This window comes from Pantoea sp. Ae19-2 (assembly GCF_059801205.1).
Window position 1 is genome coordinate 1,918,378 of sequence record NZ_JBCHWE010000001.1, and the last position, 22,704, is coordinate 1,941,081.

The following is a 22,704-nucleotide window of genomic DNA, read 5'->3' on the forward strand; positions in this document are numbered from 1 at the left end:
AAGGAAGTGAATTATTGCAACGCCGCCCACAAAGCCAGCGTCAGGCCCCTGTAACGCACAAACAGGGTTGCTACTGCCCTCTTTCTGATTTCTGACGCGCATGCAACATGGACGTCATCTCTGACGCTATCTCGCCACCCGGCAGCGCAGCGCCATCCTGTCGCTTTGACAGATTATCGCACCTGCCAGCGGACAGGGATCGGGCTCAACGCGGCTTTATCAGCGTTATGTTGTACAGATTTTTCCTGGCGGGCAGCGTTTTGATGCCGTTTTATCCCAGGTTATACAGCTTGATCTGTACAACTTTGTACAGTCTTGTACAACAGCGAGGAGGAAACCGAAACGCGGAAAAATGAAAAAAACCCTTATAAATCAGAGTAAAATACCGAGCAGAGCCATTACACAGCGTTGCTGATGGTGAAAAAACTCCTCCGACCACCGATTTTTTTTCGCAAAAAATTGTACAAAGGTAATTTTTTTGTATAACTTTACGGCGTGATGTTAAGTCACTTGTAACGAAAGGTGCCTTGCACCGCATCTGAAGGTGAGTGGATTTCCACCTTCAGATGCAAAATTTTTCTCTGCCACGGGCAGAAACGGTTTCCACGATTTTGAGGCTACTATGCAAACGACAACCAATACCGAGTCTCAGATTTCTGAATATTTCATGAATGCGGGTGAGCATTTCACCAGTGAAAAAGATGTGATTGCAGAGACCTGGTCAGAACTCGCGGCCTTTAAAGCACACGTTTCTGAAAAAGATATGGTGCTGGGCTTAATCCATAAACTGGAAAGCGAAACCGACGCGACCAAACAGGATATCTATCGTCAGGCCCTGGAGATTGTGCTTCAGCGTACGCCGGGCGAGGCTCGTTTTTAATTTTGTTGTGATGACACGCTACTTAGCAAGGACGCTTTGCCTTCCCTAAAAATTTGCCCCTGATTCAGGGGCTTTTTTATGCCTGTCTGGCAATCTTTTCACGACAATAGTTGAGCAAGAGGGCGTGATAACCCTGCTCGTCGCGCGTTATCTTTCGCCCGTTTCTGTGAATTTTCCTGCCGTTGGGTTTAATTACGGCTGGGAGAAGCATGTTTCGTCACTCATCAAGCTGTACGAGGAGGAACCTCCCCCTTCGTTAGGCTGTCAGCAGGGAAACGCCAGCGAAGGACACACTCGCTGGCGGCAGAAACCCATCCCGGATCCTCTCATCGGCCCTGCCCGTCAAGGCGAACGGCAGGCCTTTTGATATGCGCCCTTAGCCAATGGGATCTGCTGGCAGAGGTTATCGCCGAAGCAACAGGTCAGGTGCTGGCTACGCGGCGTTATCCTCAGACAAAGGATACCGGCCTGAACGATTTTCTGGCATTCCCGATCGCGCTGCGACCGTCGCGATCAAAGCGCAACAGCCACTGCGGGCTGCTGGCCGGGTAAGCCGGTGCCCGCCGCTGACGTCACTTCAGACCCGCAACGGGCACGTCTCAGGTAATCAGGCTATTACGCCTGCCCCAGTCATACAGTTGTTCACGCGCCAGGTTTTTCATTTTTACCTCACACATGATATCGAAGTCGCCGAAGGACAAGGCCCAGCCGTTGAGCGTGGCATTGAAATAGTAATCAGAATGCGCACGCAGTTTGGTTTTCGGCACACTGAGATCCTGCTGGTCCGGAAAGCCTTCGGCCGGAATAATTCCCTCCTGCGAAATCGAGTAGTGCATCACCGGGCGTACGCCGCGCCAGGAGTCGATAATCTGCGCCATCCTTGCATCACTGGCCTGAATAAACTGATTCTCTTTAACCCAGTGATGATGAATATCCAGCACCACAGGGCAAAGCGACCGGGCCTGCAGCACATCATCCAGCGAACACGATATCTCATCGTTCTCCACCGTCAGCATCAACCGGGCTTCGGGGCTGAGCCGCTGAAATGCCTGCCTGAACCCTTCAAACCCGAGTTTGCCATTCATATGAATGTTGATTTTAAAATCCTGAAAGGTTTTGCCGTAGCCCATCAGGCAGGCACAGAGAGCATGATATTCCACATCCTCTAAGGCACGTGACACGACATCAGGATTATCCGACGCCAGCACGCTGTACTGTCCCGGGTGGAATGACAGCCGGATATGATGCGTCCGCGCCAGCTCGCCGCAGCGGGCGAACAGCGGATACAGCTCGGGTAAAAACGTTGCAAATAACGGCTTTGCCTGCGGCACCGTATACAGCGGCAGTAAATCACTGCCAATGCGCATCATCCTTAACGCCTCTGGCAGTGCCGCAATAGCTTCCAGCGTCAGATACAGGTTCTGCAAATTTGTCTTTGAAATCTCGTAAATCAGCGCGGTGCGCTGGGCCTCACCCAGACCGAGAAAACGGGTACGCGTGGTCGCGCGGAAGGGAAAATATTGCTTGCCCTGTTCGTTTAAGTACTTACATGCAAAGCCTAATTTCATAAACACTCCTGAACGGTATTCAGAAAGTGTAACAGCTAATTCAAATTTCGCCATTTAGAGCATAACTTTCAATAAGTTAATGCTTTATTTTACCAATAATTTCGCACTGACGGGCAGAGTGTAACGGATGACGTATAACAGCACATTGCGGCGCCCGACCTGTTTAGTCTGCGGGCAGAATTTATTCACTGATTTTACAAGTAAATACCCTTAGATTTCGACCAGGAACAAGGGATGACAAAGTGGCATAATTTCGTATCAGAACTAAACTTACCGCTGTGACTAGCTAGTCCTTCTTATCTAAGGAACCCTGATATGAGGTCTTGTCTATGACACAACAGAAATACAGAGGTGGTGCCGGTAATTTTGCCAACGATCCTGAGCGAGCCAGTGAAGCGGGCAGTGCAGGAGGCAAAGCCAGCGGAGGTAATTTCAAAAACGATCCTGAAAGAGCCAGGGAGGCCGGTCGGAAAGGAGGCAAAAACAGCCGTCGCACCTCTAAGTAGATCTGAGTAAGGCGCCTTAAGGAGGTAATACGCCATGGACTGGCGATTTTCACCCTTTCTCACCCCTGCCTGTTATTCCCGTTAAGGATAACGATCCCCATGTTTAAATACCGATTGCTCACGGATAATATCGGCTTCGCTTGCGCGTTAATAAGCGCAACGGAAAAAATAAAACTCAGCCGACTTTAGCGAAGCGTAACCGTCTTAATCCCCGCTTTTTCAGAAAAGGCCTGGTTTGATAAAACAGCTTCACGCCATCAATACACAATAACCTCCACGACCAATAAATAACAAACTGATAAATATCAATAGATTAAACCACATCCGTCGCGCTTAAATAACCATTTAGTTTCATCGTTAAATTATTTTCTCCTTTCTTAACATCTCCCTGATTTTGCGTTACGCCATCCGATAATTATTTTACCATCGCCATTAAACGCAATATTTATAAGCTTATTAATTAAGTTGTTCTATATTTACTGGCACCTCAAGTAGTAAAAAAAAGCTGGAGCAACGTGTCATGCCGAATGAGAAAAAGAATAATCCTCTGAATCACCCAGCCCCCACAACGGGTCCGGAATCCTCACAACCCGGACTGGGCTCGCTGGCACCTAAAGAGGGTTCACATCAACCCCCAGCCGAACCGACACCGCCGGGTAAAAAACCCACCGCGCCGGGTAGCCTTAAAGCACCCGACACGCACAGCACGAAACTCGATCAACTGGAAGCGAACCGTAAAAACGGAACGGACAGCCCGCTGACGACCAATCAGGGCACCCGTATTGCAAATGATCAGAACACATTACGCGCCGGCTCACGTGGGCCGACGCTGCTTGAAGACTTCATCATGCGGGAGAAAATCACGCATTTTGACCATGAGCGCATTCCGGAGCGCATCGTGCATGCGCGCGGTTCAGCCGCCCACGGCTACTTTCAGCCCTACTGCTCACTAAAGGATGTAACTAAGGCGCACTTCCTGAGTGAGCCAGAGCAGATCACGCCAGTATTTGTGCGCTTCTCGACGGTCCAGGGCGGCGCGGGGTCAGCGGATACGGTGCGTGATATTCGTGGTTTTGCTACCAAGTTCTACACCGATGAAGGCGTTTTTGACCTGGTCGGTAACAACACACCGGTGTTCTTTATACAGGACGCCCACAAGTTTCCCGATTTTGTACATGCGGTAAAGCCTGAGCCGCATAATGAAATCCCTCAGGGACAGAGTGCTCACGACACGTTTTGGGACTATGTGTCGCTACAGCCTGAAACTCTGCACAACGTGATCTGGGCGATGTCTGACCGGGGTATTCCGCGCAGCTACCGCACGATGGAGGGGTTTGGTATTCACACCTTCCGCCTGATTAACGATGAAGGCAAAGCGACATTTGTTCGTTTCCACTGGAAACCGCTGGCAGGCAAAGCCTCGCTGCTGTGGGATGAATCCCAGAAGCTGACCGGTCGCGACCCCGACTTCCACCGCCGCGATCTGTGGGAAGCGATTGAAGCGGGAGATTTCCCGGAATTTGAGCTTGGCCTGCAGATGATCCCGGAAGAAGATGAGTTCCGGTTCGACTTCGATATTCTGGACGCCACCAAGCTTATTCCGGAAGCGCTGGTGCCCGTCGTGCGCGTCGGCAAAATGGTGCTGAACCGCAATCCGGATAACTTCTTTGCTGAAACGGAACAGGTTGCCTTTCATCCGGGGCATCTCGTCCCGGGACTCGATTTTTCTAACGATCCGCTGTTACAGGGCCGTCTGTTCTCCTACACCGATACGCAAATCAGCCGCCTCGGTGGGCCAAACTTCCACGAAATCCCGATCAACCGCCCGGTTTGCCCGTACCACAATTTCCAGCGCCAGGGCATGCACCGGATGGATATTGATACGAATCCGGCCAACTACGAACCCAACTCCATCAACGACAACTGGCCACGGGAAACACCGCCTGCCGCAAAAGGGGGCGGTTTCGAAAGCTATCAGGAGCGCGTTGAAGGCCACAAAGTTCGCGAACGTAGCCCCTCGTTTGGTGAGTATTATGCCCAGCCGCGTTTGTTCTGGAACAGCCAGACTGACATTGAACAGCAGCACATCATTGCCGCCTACTCTTTTGAGCTGAGTAAGGTGGCCCGCCCTTACATCCGTGAACGCGTGGTGGACCATCTGTTGCGCATCGATGTCAAACTGGCCCAAGGGGTGGCCGCCAACCTCGGGATTGATCTCAGCGATGAGCAGCTCAACACCGCCCCGCCAAAAGACGTCAATGGCCTGCAGCGCGATGACAGCCTGAGCCTGTATGCCATTCCCGATGCCGACATCAAAGGCCGTCAGGTCGCGCTGCTGCTGAGCGAAGGCGTAAAAGCCGACGACGTATTGGCTATTCTGCAGCATCTCACCGCTGCTGGCGTGCACACCAAACTGCTGGCGGCGCATATGGGCCAGGTCAGCGCGGACGATGGTTCTTTGTTGCCGATCGATGCCACGTTTAACGGGCTACCTTCGCTGACCTTTGATGCGGTGATCGTCCCCGACGGTAACGTTGATGCCCTGCTGAAAAGCGGAGATGCACGCTACTTCCTGCTGGAGGCTTACAAACATTTGAAAGTCATTGGCCTGAGTGGTGAAGCACGCCGTTTCAAAGCGCAGTTTGATCTGGATGAAAATCAGCAGGAGGAAGGCATCGTGGAAGCCGATAATGCTGAAATCGCGCTGATGAATGATTTTACTGCTGCGATGGCAGAACACCGCGTCTGGTCGCGTAGCCAGAAGGCCGAATCCATTCCGGCCTGATGACAGGAGCAGCCCGCCCTGCCACGGGAGGGCTGACACCTTAAACGCACGCAGAATGGGCGTCCACCTGGTCTGTTTGCGTCAAAACCGCTGTTAAAGGCGGTTTTTTTCTGCCTGATGCCCGTGCTCTTTTTCTGATTTCCCCAGTGCAGAGGCAAATGGAGGCCGGGCTCATCGGACAGCCCGGCCTCGCTGGGGGAAAAGCCACAGGGTACATTGCGCGCGGCGGCAGTAAATGTTGGAACCTGGTCTATGATTATTTGTTGAGAGTGTTGTGTGAAGCAGGCACTGCCGGGTGCCTCATGCGGTATTACACATAACAATATCTGAATAATGGCACGGGGAAAGGCTGTTAAGGCGCACCGACCTCCCGGGCTCCTGATCTCGCTAACATCATTTTGCATTCGCATCATCGGCTTACCGATAGCGTGGTGGTGCTTATTGCGTACTTTCTGGTTAAAGAGGCAACGGAATGGTATCTACATCTTTTTTTAAGAGTTGGGGAAGCGAATATCTGGCCGATGGCAACGTGCGTTTCCGCGTCTGGGCAACGGGTCAACAGCAGGTTAGTTTACGACTTTCGGATAAAGATCTTGCCATGACGCCCGCCGGAGACGGCTGGTTTGAGCTGCAGGTCAGCGATGTACAGGCGGGGGCAACCTATAACTTTGTGCTGAACGATGGCACGGTGATTCCCGATCCCGCTTCACGCGCGCAACAGAATGACGTTAATGGCCCGTCTCTGGTCGTCGATCCTGCTCACTACCGCTGGCAGAACACCACCTGGCAAGGCCGCCCGTGGCAGGAAAGCGTGGTTTATGAAATGCATATGGGCACCTTCACCGAAGAAGGCACGTTCCAGGCTGCGATAAAGAAACTGCCTTATCTGGCGGAAACCGGCATTACCATGATTGAAGTCATGCCCGTTTCTCAGTTTGGCGGGCAGCGCGGTTGGGGCTACGATGGCGTGCTCCTGTACGCGCCACATGCCGCTTACGGAACGCCCGATGACTTTAAAGCGTTTATTGACGCGGCTCATGGCTATGGCATGGCGGTTGTTCTGGACATCGTGCTTAACCACTTCGGCCCGGAAGGGAATTATCTGCCCTTGCTGTCACCAGACTTCTTCCATAAAGACCGGATGACGCCATGGGGCGCCGGCATTGCCTATGATGTGGATGCGGTGCGACGTTATATTGTTGAAGCCCCGCTCTACTGGCTGCAGGAATACCACCTGGACGGCCTGCGCTTCGATGCCATCGACCAGATTGAAGACGTTTCCGACACGCCTGTTTTGATCGAAATCGCTGAACGCATTCGCGCAGATATTCCCGAGCGCCAGATCCATCTCACCACCGAAGACTGTCGCAACGTGATTTTCCTGCATCCCAGAGCGGAAGATGGCACCGCCCCACTGTTCACCGGCGAATGGAATGATGACTTTCATAATGCCGTTCATGTGTTTGCCACAGGTGAAACGCATGCCTATTACAAAGATTTTGCCGATCGGCCGGAAAAACGTGTGGCACGCGCGCTGGCTGAAGGGTTTGTCTACCAGGGCGAGGTCTCAGTGCAGTCTGGTGAAGCGCGCGGTGTTGACAGTACCGGACAGCCGCCGGTGGCCTTCGTGGACTTTATCCAGAACCACGATCAGACTGGCAACCGTGCGCAGGGAGAAAGGCTGATTTCTCTGGCCGGTGCCGAACGTACTCAGGTGCTGCTGGCAACGTTGCTGCTGTCGCCCCATATCCCTTTGTTGTTCATGGGGGAAGAGTACGGCGAAACCCATCCTTTCCTGTTCTTTACAGATTTCCATGGCGATCTGGCGAAAGCCGTGCGGGAAGGCCGGGCGAAAGAGTTTGAAGGACATGCCGGTCATGAGGGCGAGAGCGTTCCCGATCCTAACGATGAAGCGACCTTTACCCGTTCAAAACTGGACTGGAGCAAGCTGGAGAGCGAAGAAGGAAAACGCTGGCTGAAGCTGACCCGCTCACTGCTGGCACTCCGGCAGCAGCATATTGTGCCGCTGCTGGCGACGGCGGGTGGAAACAGCGGAAAGGTACTGGACACCGCAGAGGGATTTGTTGCCGTGAGCTGGCGTTTCCCGGCGGGCACGTTATCAATGGCATTCAACATCGGCGAACAGGATCGCGCCCTGCCGGCGATGCCGGGCGAGACAATCTTCGCCTGGCCAGAATCCACCGATGCGCTCCCTCAAAACGCGATCGTTGTTCGTCTGGCTGCCGGAGAACCTAAATGAGCATTCCAACCGCCACCTACCGTATTCAGTTCCGCAATGGCATGACCTTCGATCGCGCTGCAGCGCTGGTGCCCTATCTGAAAAAAATGGGGATCAGCCATCTCTATGCCTCACCGATCTTTACCGCCACCCGTGACTCCACTCACGGTTATGACGTGACCGATGTTAATGAAATCGACCCGGCGATTGGCGGACGCGCGGGGTTTGATCGTCTGGTCAGCACGTTAAAACAGGCCGGACTGGGGCTTATCATTGATATCGTCCCCAACCACATGGCGGCATCGCTGGAGAACGGCTGGTGGCACGACGTGCTTGAACACGGTAAAGACAGTCGCTATGCCGACTACTTCGACATCGACTGGTCACGCCGTCTGACGCTGCCGTTTCTGGGTGATGATATTGATACCGTTCTGGAGAATGGCGACCTTGCCGTTAAACGCGATCCCCAGACCGGCAAGCCTGCGCTGGCCTATTTTGAAAGTTACTATCCGCTTACGCCGGAAAGCTGGCAGGGACAGGAAGAAGCCGTGCTCCAGCTGCGCAGCAAAGCCGGGCTGGATGCATTGCATCAACAGCAGCCCTGGCGGCTGATGTCGTGGCGCGATGCCGCACGGGACCTCTCCTACCGCCGCTTTTTTGAGGTGACCGGGCTGGTTGGCGTACGGGTTGAAGATCCCACCGTCTTCAGGGATGCACACCGGCTTATTCTGGAACTGGTCCACAGCGGCGCGGTTGACGGCCTGCGCGTCGATCACGTTGACGGACTGGCCGATCCTAAAGGTTATCTGACGCAGTTGCGTCGCGAGGCCGGCGAGGCATGTTATATCACCGTTGAGAAAATCCTGGGTGAAGGCGAGCAGATCCCCAGCGACTGGCCAATTTCCGGCACCACAGGCTATGAGTTTATCGCCGCGCTGTCGCATGTGCTGGTTGATAATCACTCTCTCAACGCCCTCCGCCAGGCCTGTGAAAGCGTCAGCGGCCAGGTCGTGCAGATGGACGACGAACTTCGTAAGGCAAAATGCCTGATGGCAGATCGCAATTTTGCCGGGGAATTTTCGCGCCTGATGGACCTGGCCAGCGCCATTGCCGAGGGGGAACACATCGCGATTGATCCCGAGCGGCTCCGCAGCGCACTGCGCGAACTGCTGGTGGCGTTCCCGGTCTATCGAACCTACGGCAATGCGCACGGCCTGCCTGCCAACGACCAACAACGTCTTCAGGCCGTCGCTGACGGCGTCAGGGCGTCGGAACATGCACCTGACAGCCACATGCTCGATTTCCTGCTGCAGATCATGCAGGGCGACGTCGCCAGCCAGTCCACCGCGCTGGCGAACAGCTTCCGGACCCGCTTCCAGCAACTCACTGGTCCGCTGATGGCGAAATCCATCGAAGACACGCTGTTTTACCGACAGAACAGCGCGCTGGCGTTAAATGAGGTGGGCGCGGAACCCTTACAGACGCAGTTTTCCCCGCAGCAGTTTCACCATGAGATGGCAACGCGTCTTGCGCGTCAGCCGGACGCCCTTTCCGCCAGCTCGACGCATGATACCAAGCGAGGCGAAGACGCGCGCGCGCGGCTTTACACGTTGACGGAAGCCCCCCAGCGCTGGGCCGAGAACGTGGCGCGCTGGCGCGAACTCAATCGCCAGGCCGTGGGTGCCCTTGAGGACGGCCCTGCGCCGGAACCATCCGTGGAGTGGATGCTGTATCAGGCGCTCGCCGGTGTCTGGCCGCCCACCTTAGATCCCCGGGACAGTGCGGGGCTGGATGCCCTTGCCGAACGCTTCGCAGGCTATGTCGAAAAAGCCCTGCGTGAAGCCAAACTGCGCACTGACTGGACCGAGAACAACACCGCGTACGAGCAGGCCGTGCTGGGCTACGCGCGTCACCTGCTCTCACCTGCAAATCAGCCTTTCCTGCAGGATTTCGTTGAGGCGCTGCAACCCTTTATCCGTGCTGGCCTGGTGAACAGCCTGAGCCAGAGAGTCATTAAGCTGACCGCGCCCGGGGTGCCGGATGTGTATCAGGGAAGCGAAGCACTGGACTTCAGCCTGGTCGATCCTGATAACCGACGTGAACCGGATTATGCCGCCCTGGAAGCGATGTTACGTTCTGCGACGACGGCCCTGCCCGGTAGCCATGATAGCTGGCTCAGCGGTCAGGTTAACCAGCTTGCCACCCTGGCGCTGCTCAATTTACGCCGGGACAGGCCTGAACTCTTTGCCCGGGGCAGTTATCTGCCGCTTATGGCCGAGGGCGCGCAGTCCGACAGGCTGCTGGCGTTTGCGCGAACCCAGGGCAGTGAGGCCATTATTGTGGTGACATCCCGACTTGTGTTCGACGCGCAGCTCAAGCTGGAAGCGCCCCCAGCGACGCACTGGGCCGCCACCGAGATCGTGCTGCCGGATGAACTGGCACATCGCCGTTATCGCAATGTGCTGAGCGGCGAAACGATCAACCTGACCGACCGTATTTCGTTGGAAACGTTAAATAACTACTGGGCACTGGCATTGTTAGCTTGCTGAAAGCAGGTCAGTACATGGATTGAAACACCGTAACGGGGTTCGTTAATTGAGAGGGACAGATGTCAAATCATCGTTTTGAAATTACGTCGGGATCGGGCCAGCAACTTGGGGCGAACTTTGATGGCAAAGGCGTAAACTTTGCGCTGTTTTCTGCCCATGCAGAACGCGTGGAGCTGTGTCTTTATGACCCAAGCGGAAAAAATGAAATAGCCAGACTGGATTTGCCCGAGTTCACACATGAGATTTGGCACGGTTACGTGCCCGGCTTGCAGCCCGGCGCGCTCTATGGCTATCGCGTTTACGGTCCTTACGATCCGGAAAACGGCCATCGGTTTAACCCGAATAAACTCCTTGTCGATCCCTATGCCCGCGAACTGGCCGGGGACATCGCATGGAATGAGGCGCACTTCGCTTATGACCTGTATCACGAAGACAAAGATCTGACGTTCGACGATCGCGACAGCGCCCCCTTCACGCCAAAATGTCGCGTGATCGACCCCAACGAATTTGACTGGCAGGACCAAAACCGCCCGCAGGTTCCCTGGTCTGAAACGATCGTCTATGAAACGCATGTGAAAGGCTTTACCCAGTTGAACATGGCGCTGCCGCCTGAAATGCGCGGGACTTACGACGGCATGAGTCATCAGTCCACGGTGGGCTATATCAAGAGCCTGGGTATTACCTCCGTCGAACTGTTACCGGTGCACTGGTTTCCGGACGATCAGCACCTGCTGGATAAAGGACTGAAAAATTTCTGGGGTTATAACTCGCTGAACTTTTTTTCTCCGGCGACACGCTATTTTGGTCCGCGAGGCATTCAGGGTTTCCGGGATATGGTCCGCGCCTTCCACGACGCGGGCATTGAGGTGATCCTTGACGTGGTTTATAACCATACTGCGGAAGGCAATGAACTGGGGCCAACGCTGTCCTTTAAAGGTATTGATAACTTCTCTTATTACCGCACCTTACCCGATCAGCATCGCTATTACATTAACGATACCGGCACAGGAAACACCGTAAACACCTCTCATCCGCGTGTGTTACAGATGGTGACGGATTCACTGCGCTACTGGGCGGACTCCATGCATATCGATGGTTTCCGTTTCGATCTTGGCACCATTCTGGGCCGTGAACCAGAAGGCTTCGATCCCCGCGGCGGCTTCTTTGACGCCATTACGCAGGATCCCCTGCTTTCACGCTTAAAACTGATCGGTGAGCCCTGGGACATTGGCCCTGGTGGTTATCAGGTCGGCGGCTTTCCACCGGGCTGGGCGGAGTGGAACGATCAGTATCGCGATACCGTGCGCGATTACTGGAAAGGAAACAATGTCCCGACCGATTTTGCCGCCCGTCTGCTTGGCTCTGGCGATCTGTACGATCAGCGCGGACGTCGTCCCTGGGCCAGCGTTAACTTTATCACCGCGCACGATGGCTTTACGTTGAACGACCTGGTGTCTTACAACGAGAAGCACAACGCCGACAATGGTGAAGACAACAACGACGGTCACAACGATAACCGGTCTTATAACTATGGCGTGGAAGGCCCCACTGACGACGAAGGCATTAACGCCGTTCGCGAGCGCCAGAAACGTAACTTCCTGGCCACGCTGTTTTTCTCCCACGGAACCCCGATGCTGCTGGCAGGCGATGAGTTTGGCCGCAGCCAGATGGGAAATAACAACGGGTACTGCCAGGACAGTGAAATTTCATGGGTTCACTGGGATAACCTGCCCGCTTCGGCCGAAGCCCTGCGTGAATTCACCCGTCATGTGATTTCACTGCGCAAAACCCAGCCGCTGTTACGGCGTGAAAGCTGGCGCGACGGGATGGAAATCAAGTGGTTCAATGCCGGCGGCGGCCTGCAGCAGGCTGAGCAGTGGGACGAAGGTTCAACGCTCGGTGTCTACATCGGCCGACCCGATCTGCAACATCAGGATGGCGTCTGGTATGACGTGCTGATGCTCATCAACCCGTTTGAAGGTAATGTGCCCTTCCAGATCCCTCAGTTCGGTGAGGGCGGCTGGGTGCTGGAACTGACCACCAGCGATACCAGCAAACACGGGATGGTGATCACCAAAGAGAAGGACTTTGAACTGGAAGGCCGCAGTATGGCGCTGTTCAGAAGGCCTTAAGGACGCCCGGCGCGGCGCGAACCGGATGCGTAACGGTTAAACAATACGCATCCGGTACCGTTGCGCTTGACCTGGGCCGCAGGGCTGCCAGGCTGAACAGGGTTAAAACAGTAAGCGACGCCATTAAGGAGGCAAAATGTCCAGATTTACAGGTAAAATCGTTGTAGTGACAGGAGCCGGATCAGGAATTGGTGAAGCAAGCGCCAAACGCTTCGCACAAGAAGGCGCATCTGTCGTGTTGGTTGGCCGTAATCAGGATAAGCTGCAAAAAGTCCTGGCACAGTTGCCCGGCGATGGCCATATGGCAGCGGCCTGCGACGTGGCTGAGGCCGATCAGGTAAAAGCGCTGGCCGCCCGCGTTGAAGAAAAATATGGCCGCATGGACGTGCTGGTTAACAATGCCGGGATTATCGTTCAGGGACGCATCCACGAGATCGAACCCGCTGACTGGAAGAAGCTGATGAGCGTCGATCTCGACGGCGTATTCCACTGTGTGCACTTCTTTATGCCTGCCCTGCTGAAATCGAAAGGCAACGTAGTGAATATTTCGTCGGTATCAGGATTAGGTGGCGACTGGGGCATGAGCGTCTATAACGCGGCCAAAGGCGCCGTTACCAACTTCACCCGGTCACTGGCCATGGATTATGGCGCGGACGGCGTGAGAGTGAATGCGATTTGCCCGGGCTTTACCTTCACCGAGCTGACGGAAGCGGTGAAAAACGATCAGGCCCTGCTTGAGCGTTTCTATGACCGCATTCCGCTTAAACGCGCAGGTGAGCCTGAAGATATTGCTGATGCCATTGCCTTTATCGCCAGCGATGACGCACGTTATATTACCGGCGCAAATCTGCCGGTTGATGGCGGCCTGACCGCTTCGAACGGACAGCCTAAACAGGCGTAATCATCACAGCGCTGTAGTTTTCGGCGTTAAGCTGTAGTTTTCGGCGTTAATATTAACAGGCGTGAGCGTCACGCCTGTTAACCAGGTAATAATGTGCACCCTTCTTCGCGGTTATTATTATTTCACCTTCACACATTATTTCTTTATATCGCGCTCACGCCTCAGGCGCAGTAAACCGATATCTCCGCCGCGCGTAACGTCGGCGCTGACGTCCGTAATATTCAGGAAGACTTAGGTGTATGTCGCGTCGGCATGGCCCGATTGCGCGATGCCAGACTCCGCCCGGCAGTGGGACAGACGAAAGGGCTAAGGCAGGCGGTGCAGAGAATCGCATCCGGATGATGGATTTTCGCGACCGTTAAGGCCTGTTGCCGGGTGTAGAGTGAACCGATAAATTCACTTCCACGGCTGTTATCCAGCTGGCTACAACCTTCTTTATGAATTATCCATCCGCCTCGGGTAAAAGGACATACGTAATAGTAGCTTGATTTAAGCATAGGACTGCCCCTGCTGGTCGCTGTGTCAATCAGGACGATAAAAAGAGTGATGTAAGGTTTTATTTAATAATGTAGCGTTGTTAACCCTAGCTGAGAATTATCCCTAAAACCACAGGGATAATGACAAAACAGGGGTTTTGAGATTTATTCGCAGCGGGGTCACTGACTTACGTTAGCATCTTATCAGACTCTGGCTGCTGAAAAAGGCGCCAGGTGCAAGATCAGATTTGATACTTTAATCATTGTGTTTACCTCTCTTCTTCGACATTTTGGTTAAAAAAACATGCCAAATCAGGCTACTGCTGTTTTCTTTTCAAGGGCAGCAGTCAGGGAACCAGGATAATTTGATTACCCCAGGTAACCTGAGAATAATACTCATCGGTGTCATTTATTAACGGACCATAACCTGCAAAAAAGATACGTCTATTCAATACCTAACCACTGAAGTGCTGATATAATAGAAACAATGCGTAACACGCTGGTAATGAACAGAATAATAAAAAACCTGTTTGCCCCCGCCATGGTCTGTTATCCACCCCATGGATCGATCGTGTTAAACCTTCTGTGACAACGGAACATCACAGGTAAGCGCCCCCTGTGCCGTGCTGGAGAAATGCACGGCAAGGACACATTTTGCGATGGTAGTACAGCAGGATTAGGCTCCGCCTGATAAGCGATCTGGCAATGTGTGCGGTAAAAAAACAAGAATCTGGAAGACTTTATGTTGTCTACAATTATCTATCGCAGTCACATCGCTGACCATGTTCCGCTTAAGATGCTGGAGGGATTAGTCACCAAGGCTAACAAAATTAATGAATCATCCAGCGTCACCGGTATTTTATTGTTTAATGGCACCCACTTTTTTCAGCTCCTTGAAGGTCCTGAACGTGATGTGCTGGCGGTTTACGAACGTATTTGCCGCGATACCAGCCATCATAATATTGTGGAATTAATGCGCGATTATGCCCCTGCGCGACGTTTCGGCAACGTGGGCATGGAGCTGTTTGACCTGCGGCAATACGATAAAACCACGGTGCTTAATGCGGTGCTGGAAAAAGGCACCACCAAATACCAGCTGACCTATGAAGATCGGGCGCTTAAATTCTTGCGTACCTTTGTTGAAGCGCGCGAGAAAGAAAATTATTTTGAAATTCCCTCAGCAGACAGCTGGGATTTTATTCAGGATGAGGCCGAAACCCGCGAAGGTGATGTTGCCATGCTGAATCAGGAAGGCGTAAATTTTGCTTTTCAGGCCATTATTGATCCCTTTGCACGCAAAATTGTTTCCCTTGAAGCGCTGCTTCGCGGCAATCAGGGTGAAACGCAACAGCACTATTTTTCCCGCCTTGATCCGGATGATATCTACCGCAACGATTTGCACTCTAAACACACGGCCTTTGCACAGGCAAAGGCGCTCGGCCTGGATGATATGGTGCTGTCGATCAATCTGCTGCCGATGTCGCTGGTGCTTGTTCCCGACGCGGTCGACTTTCTGCTGACGGAAATTCATGCCCACCAGCTGGTGCCGGAGCAAATTGTCGTTGAGTTTACCGAGAATGAGATCATCTCTCGTCCTGACGAATTTGCCGCCGCGCTGAAACAGCTCAAAGCCGCCGGTATCAGCGTCGCGCTCGATGATTTTGGCGCGGGTTATGCCGGGTTATCACTGCTTACCCAGATCCAGCCCGATAAAATTAAAATCGACCGCAGTATTATTAGTAACGTGCACAAGAGTGGCCCGAAGCAGGCTATCGTCCACGCGATTTTAAAATGTTGTTCATCGCTGGAAATTACCGTGATTGCAGAAGGGATTGAACAGCCCGAAGAGTGGATGTGGCTGGAAGCCGCCGGCATTTCACAGTTTCAGGGATTCCTGTTTTCCTGGCCGAAATTAAATGGCGTATCTTCCGTTTCCTGGCCCGAGCTTAAATAAACCCTGGCTCCCGCAACACAATAAATTTTCATTCTCTCTTGCCGGACATAAAACGTGCTGCTAAATATTAGTAGCACGTTTCAGATTGTGTCATTGCGCTGCAATATTAGACGTGCACGCTGTTTTTTAAATTATCGATGATGTTAAGCAGTCAGATGTTCAGTGTTAAAGACCGACGCAACGCGCCCTGTTAAGGCGTGCCCCACAGGTATAGCATTTGAGGGACTGAATGAAGCAAATCATCCGCGGTGATAAAGAACCCGTCCATATCGTTGCCGCCTCGCGCGCGCTGGAAGCCCATATGTCTCGTTATGGTGAGGGAAATAAATACCATCCGGTTATCTATTCAATTGCCTATCGCAGCAAATACTACCAGGTTGAAGTCATTACCCGGCGTGAAACCATCGTGGCAACCGTCATCACGGGCGTGCGCAAGTTAACGCATCTGCCTGGCGTGGCCTGATTCGTTTTACGCTGTTCTAAAAGGGGACAGATTCAGTCCCCTTTCCCCTGTCGCATGAACAACGGATTGGCGGGATAAATGGCGCCAATCACGCTTTTTTCGCGTGCGCCGGTGACCGCAGGCAAATTTCCGGGCAGGCCGGACAGGGTGCGAAACGCCAGCCAGGCAAACGCCAGCGCTTCCATATCATCCCCGTTGATACCGATCGTGTCGGTTGTCGTCACTTCGGTACCCGCAAGATGCGAAGCCAGTCGCGCCATCAGTAACGGATTGCGGCTTCCCCCACCACAGGCCAGTAAACGATCGCATCCGTCATTGAGTTTCACCTGTTGCGCGATGCTGACGGCGGTAAATTCATTAAGCGTAGCCTGAACGTCCTGTGCGGCGATGCCAGGAAAATGACGCAGATGTTGTTCAAGCCAGCCCAGGTTAAACAGCTCCCGCCCGGTGCTTTTAGGCGGCGGCAACGCGAGCCAGGGCTCGCGCAGCAACGTATCAAGCAGGGCATGACTGACTTTGCCACTCAGCGCCCACTGGGCATCTTTATCGTAAGCTTTGCCCTGATTACGCCATATCCAGGCATCAAGCAGCATATTGCCAGGCCCGGTATCAAACCCGCGAACAGGCTGCCCCGGAATAAGTAAAGAGAGATTCGCAATCCCGCCTATGTTCAGCACCATGCGACGTTCGGTGGCATCCATCATCAAGGCCTGATGGAAGGCCGGCACCAGCGGTGCGCCCTGCCCGCCCAGCGCCATATCACGCCGCCTGAAATCCCCCACGACCGTAATGCCGGTCGCGGCAACTATCTGATTGTGATCGCCAATTTGCAGCGTATTCGGCGCTGCGCTCTGCGGCTCATGCCATACGGTTTGCCCGTGACAGCCGATCGCCGTGATATCGCCAACTTCAAGGGATTCACGGCGCATCAGGGTCAATACCGCCTCAGCAAACAGCTGCCCCAGCCGCGTATCAAGCTGCCCTAACTGCGACAGCGTCAGGGCCTGTCCCTGGCAAATGGCCAGAATAGCCTGACGCAAATCCGGTGGCATGGGATGACAGTAGCTGGCCTGCTGAGCCACCATATTTTCGTCAATGGCCGCCAGAACCACATCCACACCATCAAGACTGGTGCCCGACATCACGCCGATGTAGCGTCCTGATTTCATAGCCGTTCCTTTTCATTAAGGTGAAAATGGTGTTACGCGCGTTAAGCCTGACAAAAAATTGCGGTTAAATCCATGATTAATTTGTTTTTAATCAATAAATTGCCTGTGAGTTAACGCCTTAGAAATTTTTTTCTCATCGATTGAATCATTGTTAAAATTTAACGGTCTATGCTGGCGTCAGCCATGTTTTATACCGGCAAAGGTCAATTCTCCAGTTTTCTGTCTTATACTGTTTACAGGATTTCGCGAGAGATAGGCGCATTCTTGAATAAAGGAGTTTTCAAATGATTAAGCGTGTAATTGTGGTCGCTTTGACTGGAGTGATGCTTGCAGGTTGTAGCAATACCGATACGTTGTCGGGCGATACCTACAGCGCCAGTGAAGCCAAACAGGTCCAGAGCGTTTCATACGGTACCTTAGTGTCCGTACGTCCGGTTAAAATTCAGGGCGGCGATGACAGCAATATCATTGGCGCTATCGGTGGTGCCGTACTGGGTGGATTCCTGGGCAACACGATTGGCGGCGGTGCGGGACGCAGCCTGGCAACAGCCGGCGGGGCCGTACTGGGTGGCGTTGCGGGCCAGGGCGTGCAAGGTGCGATGAACAAAACAGACGGTGTTGAACTGGAAATCCGCAAGGATGACGGCAACACCATTATGGTGGTGCAGAAACAGGCCGCCAGCCGTTACTCTGTAGGACAGCGCGTAGCGATGGCGACCGATGGCAGCCAGGTCACCGTTTCTCCACGCTAATACAATCACCCACCGACGCCGGTGACGGGCACTGTGCGTCGGTATTACTTTTCTTTGTTCTGTAGTTCGAGAATATTCTTCTCAAGGCGCGCAATCAGCGACACCATCTGATTGATCTCATCGCGGCTGATACCGGTGAGAATATCGTCACGGGTAATGTCAATCACGTGTTCGACCTGCTGAATAACCGGCTCGGCCTGTTGTGTGAGCTTAATGCGTTTGGCTCGGCGGTCATGTGCGCAGGTGGTTCGGGTAATCAGCCCTTTTTCTTCAAGCTGATCTAAGGTTCTGACCAGCGAAGGTTGTTCGATACCGATGGCTTTGGCTAACTGAATTTGTGACTGCTCAGGCGGTAACTGATGGATATTGTGCAGCGTAACCCAATGCGTTTGGGTTAAATCGAGTGGCTTCAGGCGTTGATCGATCAGAGCCCGCCAGATGCGCACCAGTCTGGACAGGTCCGTTCCGAGTGGGGTATCCATGTTATCTCCTTATAATTAGTCGGCTAGCTATCAGGCTGCATTGTATAGTATTTTGCAAGCCGGAAGTTAAATTACTAATCACTAAGTAGACAGTTTCGGCTGAAAATATTTCACTAACCTGTTCCAGAGTGCATCCCCATAATGGATATCATCAGCAACGGATTTCTCAGTGTTCACCCACTTACGGAACTGATTTTCGGTGCGTCACTTTACTTTCCTCCCCTGTTTAAAGCGGTGCTGGCCGGTTTTTTTCTCTGGCTGCTGATTCACCCACTGCTGCGCGGCTGGCTCGCCTCTGGCGACGTCTGGCATCCCACACTGTTTGATCTTTCCTTATTTGTGCTGTGCGTGACGGCCTCACTCTGGCTGATGGATCACGGATGAAAACGATGAAATTTTCCGGATTAAAGTACTTTTCAACGCTGATTGTTTTTACCCTTGCGCTGCTCAGTGCCTGGTGGGCCTGGAATTACTACATGCAGTCGCCCTGGACACGAGATGGAAAAGTGCGTGCCGAGTTAGTGGATATCACGCCGCAGATTTCAGGACGCATTGTGGCATTGAAGGTGACAGATAATCAGTTTGTTCACAAAGGCGAAACGTTGTTGACGCTGGACCCCGTCCCCTGGCAAATCGATCTGAATAAAGCCGATGCGCAGCTTAGCCAGGCAAAAGCCGATCTCGCTAAAGCGCAAAACGAGTTCAGCAGGCGAAGCCGGCTGCCGCGCAATACCATTTCAGGTGAAGATCTGGATGTTGCCCGTCTGAACGCCGATGCCGCACTGGCCAGCGTGAAGGCGGCACAGGCACAGCGTGATCAGGCGCAATGGAACTTGCAGCAAACCACCCTCACCGCCCCCACGGACGGTTGGGTGAGTAATTTAACCCTGCGCCCTGGCAACTACGCCAGCGCCGGTACGCCGCTTTTTGCCCTGGTCGACAGCCACTCTTACTACGTCGTCGGCTACTTTGAAGAAACCAAGCTGCGCCACATTCATCCTGGCGCCGCTGCCAACGTGGTGCTTTACAGCAGCGGCGCGCAGTTGACCGGTCAGGTAGAAAGCATCGGGCGGGCTATCTACGATCAAAGCCTGGAGGCGGATAACGGTTTACTGCCGGATATTAAACCGAACGTGCCCTGGGTTCGTCTGGCGCAACGTGTCCCTGTCCGTATCCGCCTCACATCGCTTCCCGATCGCGCGCTGTTGATCGCCGGTACAACCTGCACGATTACGATAGCACCATGAATCTCAACGGGCTGGCCTGGGGAAACCTTCCCTGGGTAAAGGCGGATCGCAATCAATGGCGCTATGCGTTACGCAATGCAGGCGCGATGTGCCTTGCGCTGAGCATTGCCTATGGTTTGAACCTGGACGAGCCTTACTGGGCCATGACCTCAGCAGCAGTGGTAAGTTTTCCTACCCTTGGCGGCGTGATCAGTAAAAGCCTGGGCCGCATCGTGGGCAGCCTGTTGGGGGCGGCCGCTGCGCTGTTGATTGCCGGCCATACGTTAAACGAGCCTTGGCTGTTCACCCTGTATATTGCCGGCTGGCTGGCGCTGTGCACCTGGGTGGCAAACCACTATCAAAACAATGTGGCCTATGGTTTTTCGCTGGCGGGTTATACCGCAGCCATTATTGCCTTCAGCTGTGTCAACCTGACGGACATCACCAGCCTGTGGGAGATTGCTCAGGCGCGGGTATGTGAAGTGATTTCCGGGCTGCTGTGCGCGGGCTTTATGATGATGCTCTTACCCAGCACCTCTGACGGCGATGCACTCATCCACGCGCTAAAACAGATGCACGCCCGCCTGCTGGAACATGCCACGCGCCTGCTGCAGGACACCCGTAATGACGAGATACGCAGCGCCCATGAAACGGTGATTGGTCAGATCCTGACCATGAACTTATTACGCATCCAGGCCTTCTGGAGCCATTATCGCTTTCGCCGCCAGAATAACGTGCTGAATTACATCCTGCATCAGCAGCTGAGACTGACCAGCGTGCTGTCCAGTCTTCGTCGTATGCTGCTGAACTGGCCCGATGCACCTGAGGCGCTGTTTGAGGTACTGAAGGCTATCATGCAGGAACTGGCCAAACCCGACTGCAATAAGTATCGGCTCGCGGCGTTGTTGCGCACGATTACGCCTGCCAGCGAAGGGGATTATCGACAGCGGGCGTTCTGTCAGCGGCTGCGCTACTTCTGCTGGATGTACCTCAACGTATTGCGCTGGATACGACTGCTGGAGCACGCCGAGGCGGATACCCGCTTTCAACCACCGGCCGTATCGGCGCTGGCCAGTGAGAGCGATAGCGCAGAGGCAGGCTGGAGTGCACTGCGCACTTTTACTGTCGTGGTCGCGGGTTGCGCATTCTGGATTACGACGCAGTGGTCTTCGGGCGCATCGGCGCTCACCTTCACGGCGATCGCCTGCGTGCTTTACGCCTCGGCTCCCTCACCCACAGGCAGCATTACGTTATTACTGAAAACGCTGTTGTGGCTGTTTGCATTTAGCTTTGTGTTTAAATTCGGGCTGATGGTGCAGTTTAATCAACTATGGCAACTGCTGGCGGTGTTATTTCCGTTGTTGCTGACCCTGCAACTGTTCCGGGTGCAGCAGAAACAGCGGGCCGCCATGTGGGGACAGTTTATTGTTTTTCTGGGATCGTTTCTGGCCGTGACCAATCCACCAGACTGGGACTATCAAACGTTCTTTGACGGCAATATCGCCAAAATTTGCGGCGTACTGCTCGCCTGGCTGGCGTTTCAGCTGCTGCGCCCCAGTTCGGATAGCCGCCGCAGCCGACGCCATATTCAGTCTCTGCGCATGGCTTTTCTCGATCAGCTTCGCCCCCGGCCCCATTTGAGTCAAAACCGCTTCGAGTCGCTGATCTATCACAAGATCGGCCAGCTCAGCAGCAGTCGGGATGAAAAAGCGCGCGTCTGGCTACTGCGCTGGGGCGTGGTTTTGCTCAACTGCTCACACCTCGTCTGGCAGCTGCGCGACTGGCCCACCGAATCCGCAGTTCTGAATCAGTATCGCGAGCGTGCGATGCAGGATCTGCAACATGTGATGAGCCTTCGCGGTGTTCAGCACCGGCAACTTGATGCGGCACTGGATGCGCTACAGACGATGACAGATGAAACGATCAGGGAAAATACCCGGGAAGCCGAAACGCTTGCCGGATTGTTGTGGCGCTTACGTTGTTCGCTGGAACAGCTGAAACAGGCCATTCCCGACTGACTACTGACAGTACTGCTGATGCTGGCGGTTAAAATCATCCTGCAGTTGCTGTACCGTTTTTTGTCCTTCGAATCGCGTCTTATCCGCCTCAGAAACCGGCTCAATAACCAGCGCTTTTTCATCCGGGGAGAAAATAAAGCGCCGGGAAATGAAGGTGCCAGTGAAGCTTTTCCCCGTGATGCCGCCGCAAATCATCACCGTATTGTGGTGATAGATCGTGGTATCTGTGAAATTGGTTTCCGTGGCGCTACGCAGAACATTTTGGCAATGCGATGCTTCAAGTTTTTGCACCACGTCCCGACTCAGCCGCTCACGGCCTTTCGCGATATGTTCACACCGAATCCGTGCAGGATTGGTATCAATGGTACGCTGAAGCTCTCGCCCGGTTTCGGTTACCAACTGCGTATCATTGGGTTTATCACAGCCTGCCAGCAGCAGGCACAGTAACCATGCGCCCTTCCATTTCATTTACCCTGCTCCTCAGGTTGTCAGGCTTTATGACGGGAATCAGTATCATAGGGGGGAATGAAGGCATGATGCTACAACAAATCTTCAACGTACGAAAAGCCATGCTGGCGGCAACCGATGCCGCCAGACTATCTGA

The 22,704-nt window shown here is 53.7% G+C and carries 19 protein-coding genes; 14 read left to right on the top strand and 5 right to left on the bottom strand.

Annotated elements, in window-relative coordinates; genetic code table 11:
* Nucleotides 1-622 precede the first annotated feature (622 nt).
* Together AAIE03_RS08820 and AAIE03_RS08825 are read left to right on the top strand one after the other, a co-directional pair.
* Nucleotides 623-880 (top strand): biofilm development regulator YmgB/AriR family protein, encoded by a 258-nt coding sequence (locus AAIE03_RS08820; protein ID WP_014605938.1) that lies wholly within the window; start codon nucleotides 623-625, stop codon nucleotides 878-880.
* Nucleotides 881-1,243: 363 nt separating this feature from the next.
* Nucleotides 1,244-1,432, top strand: coding sequence for a ferritin family protein (locus AAIE03_RS08825; RefSeq protein ID WP_022622461.1), 189 nt, complete (start codon nucleotides 1,244-1,246; stop codon nucleotides 1,430-1,432).
* 47 nt (nucleotides 1,433-1,479) lie between these two features.
* Here AAIE03_RS08825 and AAIE03_RS08830 read toward each other — a convergent pair whose 3' ends face one another.
* Nucleotides 1,480-2,448: a UV damage endonuclease UvsE gene (locus tag AAIE03_RS08830; protein ID WP_028715085.1), complete on the bottom strand. Its 969-nt coding sequence runs from the start codon at nucleotides 2,446-2,448 to the stop codon at nucleotides 1,480-1,482.
* A 329-nt stretch (nucleotides 2,449-2,777) separates the two neighbouring features.
* On the opposite strand from AAIE03_RS08830, the gene AAIE03_RS08835 reads away from it, so the two are divergent.
* The 6 genes from AAIE03_RS08835 (at nucleotide 2,778) to budC (ending at nucleotide 13,560) form a co-directional block, all read left to right on the top strand.
* Nucleotides 2,778-2,954: a con-10 family general stress protein gene (locus AAIE03_RS08835; protein WP_014605940.1), complete on the top strand. Its 177-nt coding sequence runs from the start codon at nucleotides 2,778-2,780 to the stop codon at nucleotides 2,952-2,954.
* Nucleotides 2,955-3,474: 520 nt separating this feature from the next.
* Nucleotides 3,475-5,739 (top strand): catalase HPII, encoded by a 2,265-nt coding sequence (katE, locus tag AAIE03_RS08840; RefSeq protein WP_029568738.1) that lies wholly within the window; start codon nucleotides 3,475-3,477, stop codon nucleotides 5,737-5,739.
* A gap of 472 nt (nucleotides 5,740-6,211) precedes the next feature.
* On the top strand, nucleotides 6,212-7,999 hold the full coding sequence (gene treZ / locus AAIE03_RS08845) for a malto-oligosyltrehalose trehalohydrolase (protein ID WP_014605941.1): 1,788 nt from the start codon (nucleotides 6,212-6,214) through the stop codon (nucleotides 7,997-7,999).
* Nucleotides 7,996-10,527: a malto-oligosyltrehalose synthase gene (gene treY / locus AAIE03_RS08850; protein ID WP_028715082.1), complete on the top strand. Its 2,532-nt coding sequence runs from the start codon at nucleotides 7,996-7,998 to the stop codon at nucleotides 10,525-10,527. The genes treZ and treY overlap by 4 nt, the downstream gene beginning before the upstream one ends.
* A 59-nt stretch (nucleotides 10,528-10,586) precedes the next feature.
* A complete protein-coding gene (glgX, locus tag AAIE03_RS08855; RefSeq protein WP_013025627.1) occupies nucleotides 10,587-12,659 on the top strand; it encodes a glycogen debranching protein GlgX in 2,073 nt (690 codons plus the stop codon).
* Between the two features lie 136 nt (nucleotides 12,660-12,795).
* The gene (gene budC / locus AAIE03_RS08860; protein ID WP_013025626.1) at nucleotides 12,796-13,560 is read left to right on the top strand and encodes a meso-2,3-butanediol dehydrogenase; all 765 of its coding nucleotides are present in this window, start codon (nucleotides 12,796-12,798) and stop codon (nucleotides 13,558-13,560) included.
* Nucleotides 13,561-13,781: 221 nt separating this feature from the next.
* Here budC and AAIE03_RS08865 read toward each other — a convergent pair whose 3' ends face one another.
* Nucleotides 13,782-14,057, bottom strand: a complete 276-nt coding sequence (locus tag AAIE03_RS08865) for a hypothetical protein (RefSeq protein ID WP_014605943.1) — start codon at nucleotides 14,055-14,057, stop codon at nucleotides 13,782-13,784.
* Between the two features lie 721 nt (nucleotides 14,058-14,778).
* Between AAIE03_RS08865 and AAIE03_RS08870 the strand changes: the two genes are divergently transcribed.
* Entirely contained in the window at nucleotides 14,779-15,990 is a 1,212-nt protein-coding gene (locus tag AAIE03_RS08870) for a diguanylate phosphodiesterase (protein WP_013025625.1), read from the top strand.
* Nucleotides 15,991-16,219: 229 nt separating this feature from the next.
* Entirely contained in the window at nucleotides 16,220-16,453 is a 234-nt protein-coding gene (locus tag AAIE03_RS08875; protein WP_006119000.1) for a DUF4060 family protein, read from the top strand.
* Nucleotides 16,454-16,485: 32 nt separating this feature from the next.
* On the opposite strand, the gene anmK is transcribed toward AAIE03_RS08875, so the two are convergent.
* Entirely contained in the window at nucleotides 16,486-17,622 is a 1,137-nt protein-coding gene (anmK, locus tag AAIE03_RS08880; RefSeq protein WP_028715081.1) for an anhydro-N-acetylmuramic acid kinase, read from the bottom strand.
* A 284-nt stretch (nucleotides 17,623-17,906) separates the two neighbouring features.
* Between anmK and slyB the strand changes: the two genes are divergently transcribed.
* On the top strand, nucleotides 17,907-18,374 hold the full coding sequence (slyB, locus tag AAIE03_RS08885) for an outer membrane lipoprotein SlyB (protein ID WP_013025623.1): 468 nt from the start codon (nucleotides 17,907-17,909) through the stop codon (nucleotides 18,372-18,374).
* A gap of 44 nt (nucleotides 18,375-18,418) precedes the next feature.
* Here slyB and slyA read toward each other — a convergent pair whose 3' ends face one another.
* Nucleotides 18,419-18,856, bottom strand: a complete 438-nt coding sequence (gene slyA / locus AAIE03_RS08890) for a transcriptional regulator SlyA (protein ID WP_013025622.1) — start codon at nucleotides 18,854-18,856, stop codon at nucleotides 18,419-18,421.
* 141 nt (nucleotides 18,857-18,997) lie between these two features.
* On the opposite strand from slyA, the gene AAIE03_RS08895 reads away from it, so the two are divergent.
* Genes AAIE03_RS08895 through AAIE03_RS08905 form a run of 3 tightly spaced genes read left to right on the top strand, consistent with a single transcriptional unit; the run spans nucleotide 18,998 to nucleotide 22,100 of the window.
* Nucleotides 18,998-19,240, top strand: coding sequence for a DUF1656 domain-containing protein (locus tag AAIE03_RS08895; protein WP_013025621.1), 243 nt, complete (start codon nucleotides 18,998-19,000; stop codon nucleotides 19,238-19,240).
* A gap of 5 nt (nucleotides 19,241-19,245) precedes the next feature.
* The gene (locus tag AAIE03_RS08900) at nucleotides 19,246-20,103 is read left to right on the top strand and encodes an HlyD family secretion protein (RefSeq protein WP_197665913.1); all 858 of its coding nucleotides are present in this window, start codon (nucleotides 19,246-19,248) and stop codon (nucleotides 20,101-20,103) included.
* On the top strand, nucleotides 20,100-22,100 hold the full coding sequence (locus tag AAIE03_RS08905; protein ID WP_028715080.1) for an FUSC family protein: 2,001 nt from the start codon (nucleotides 20,100-20,102) through the stop codon (nucleotides 22,098-22,100). Before AAIE03_RS08900 ends, AAIE03_RS08905 begins: the two co-directional genes overlap by 4 nt.
* Here the strand turns inward: AAIE03_RS08905 and AAIE03_RS08910 are convergent, their stop codons facing one another.
* Complete coding sequence (locus AAIE03_RS08910) at nucleotides 22,101-22,568, bottom strand: hypothetical protein (protein WP_014593614.1); 468 nt, start codon at nucleotides 22,566-22,568, stop codon at nucleotides 22,101-22,103. It abuts the gene before it with no gap.
* Between the last annotated feature and the right edge of the window lie 136 nt (nucleotides 22,569-22,704).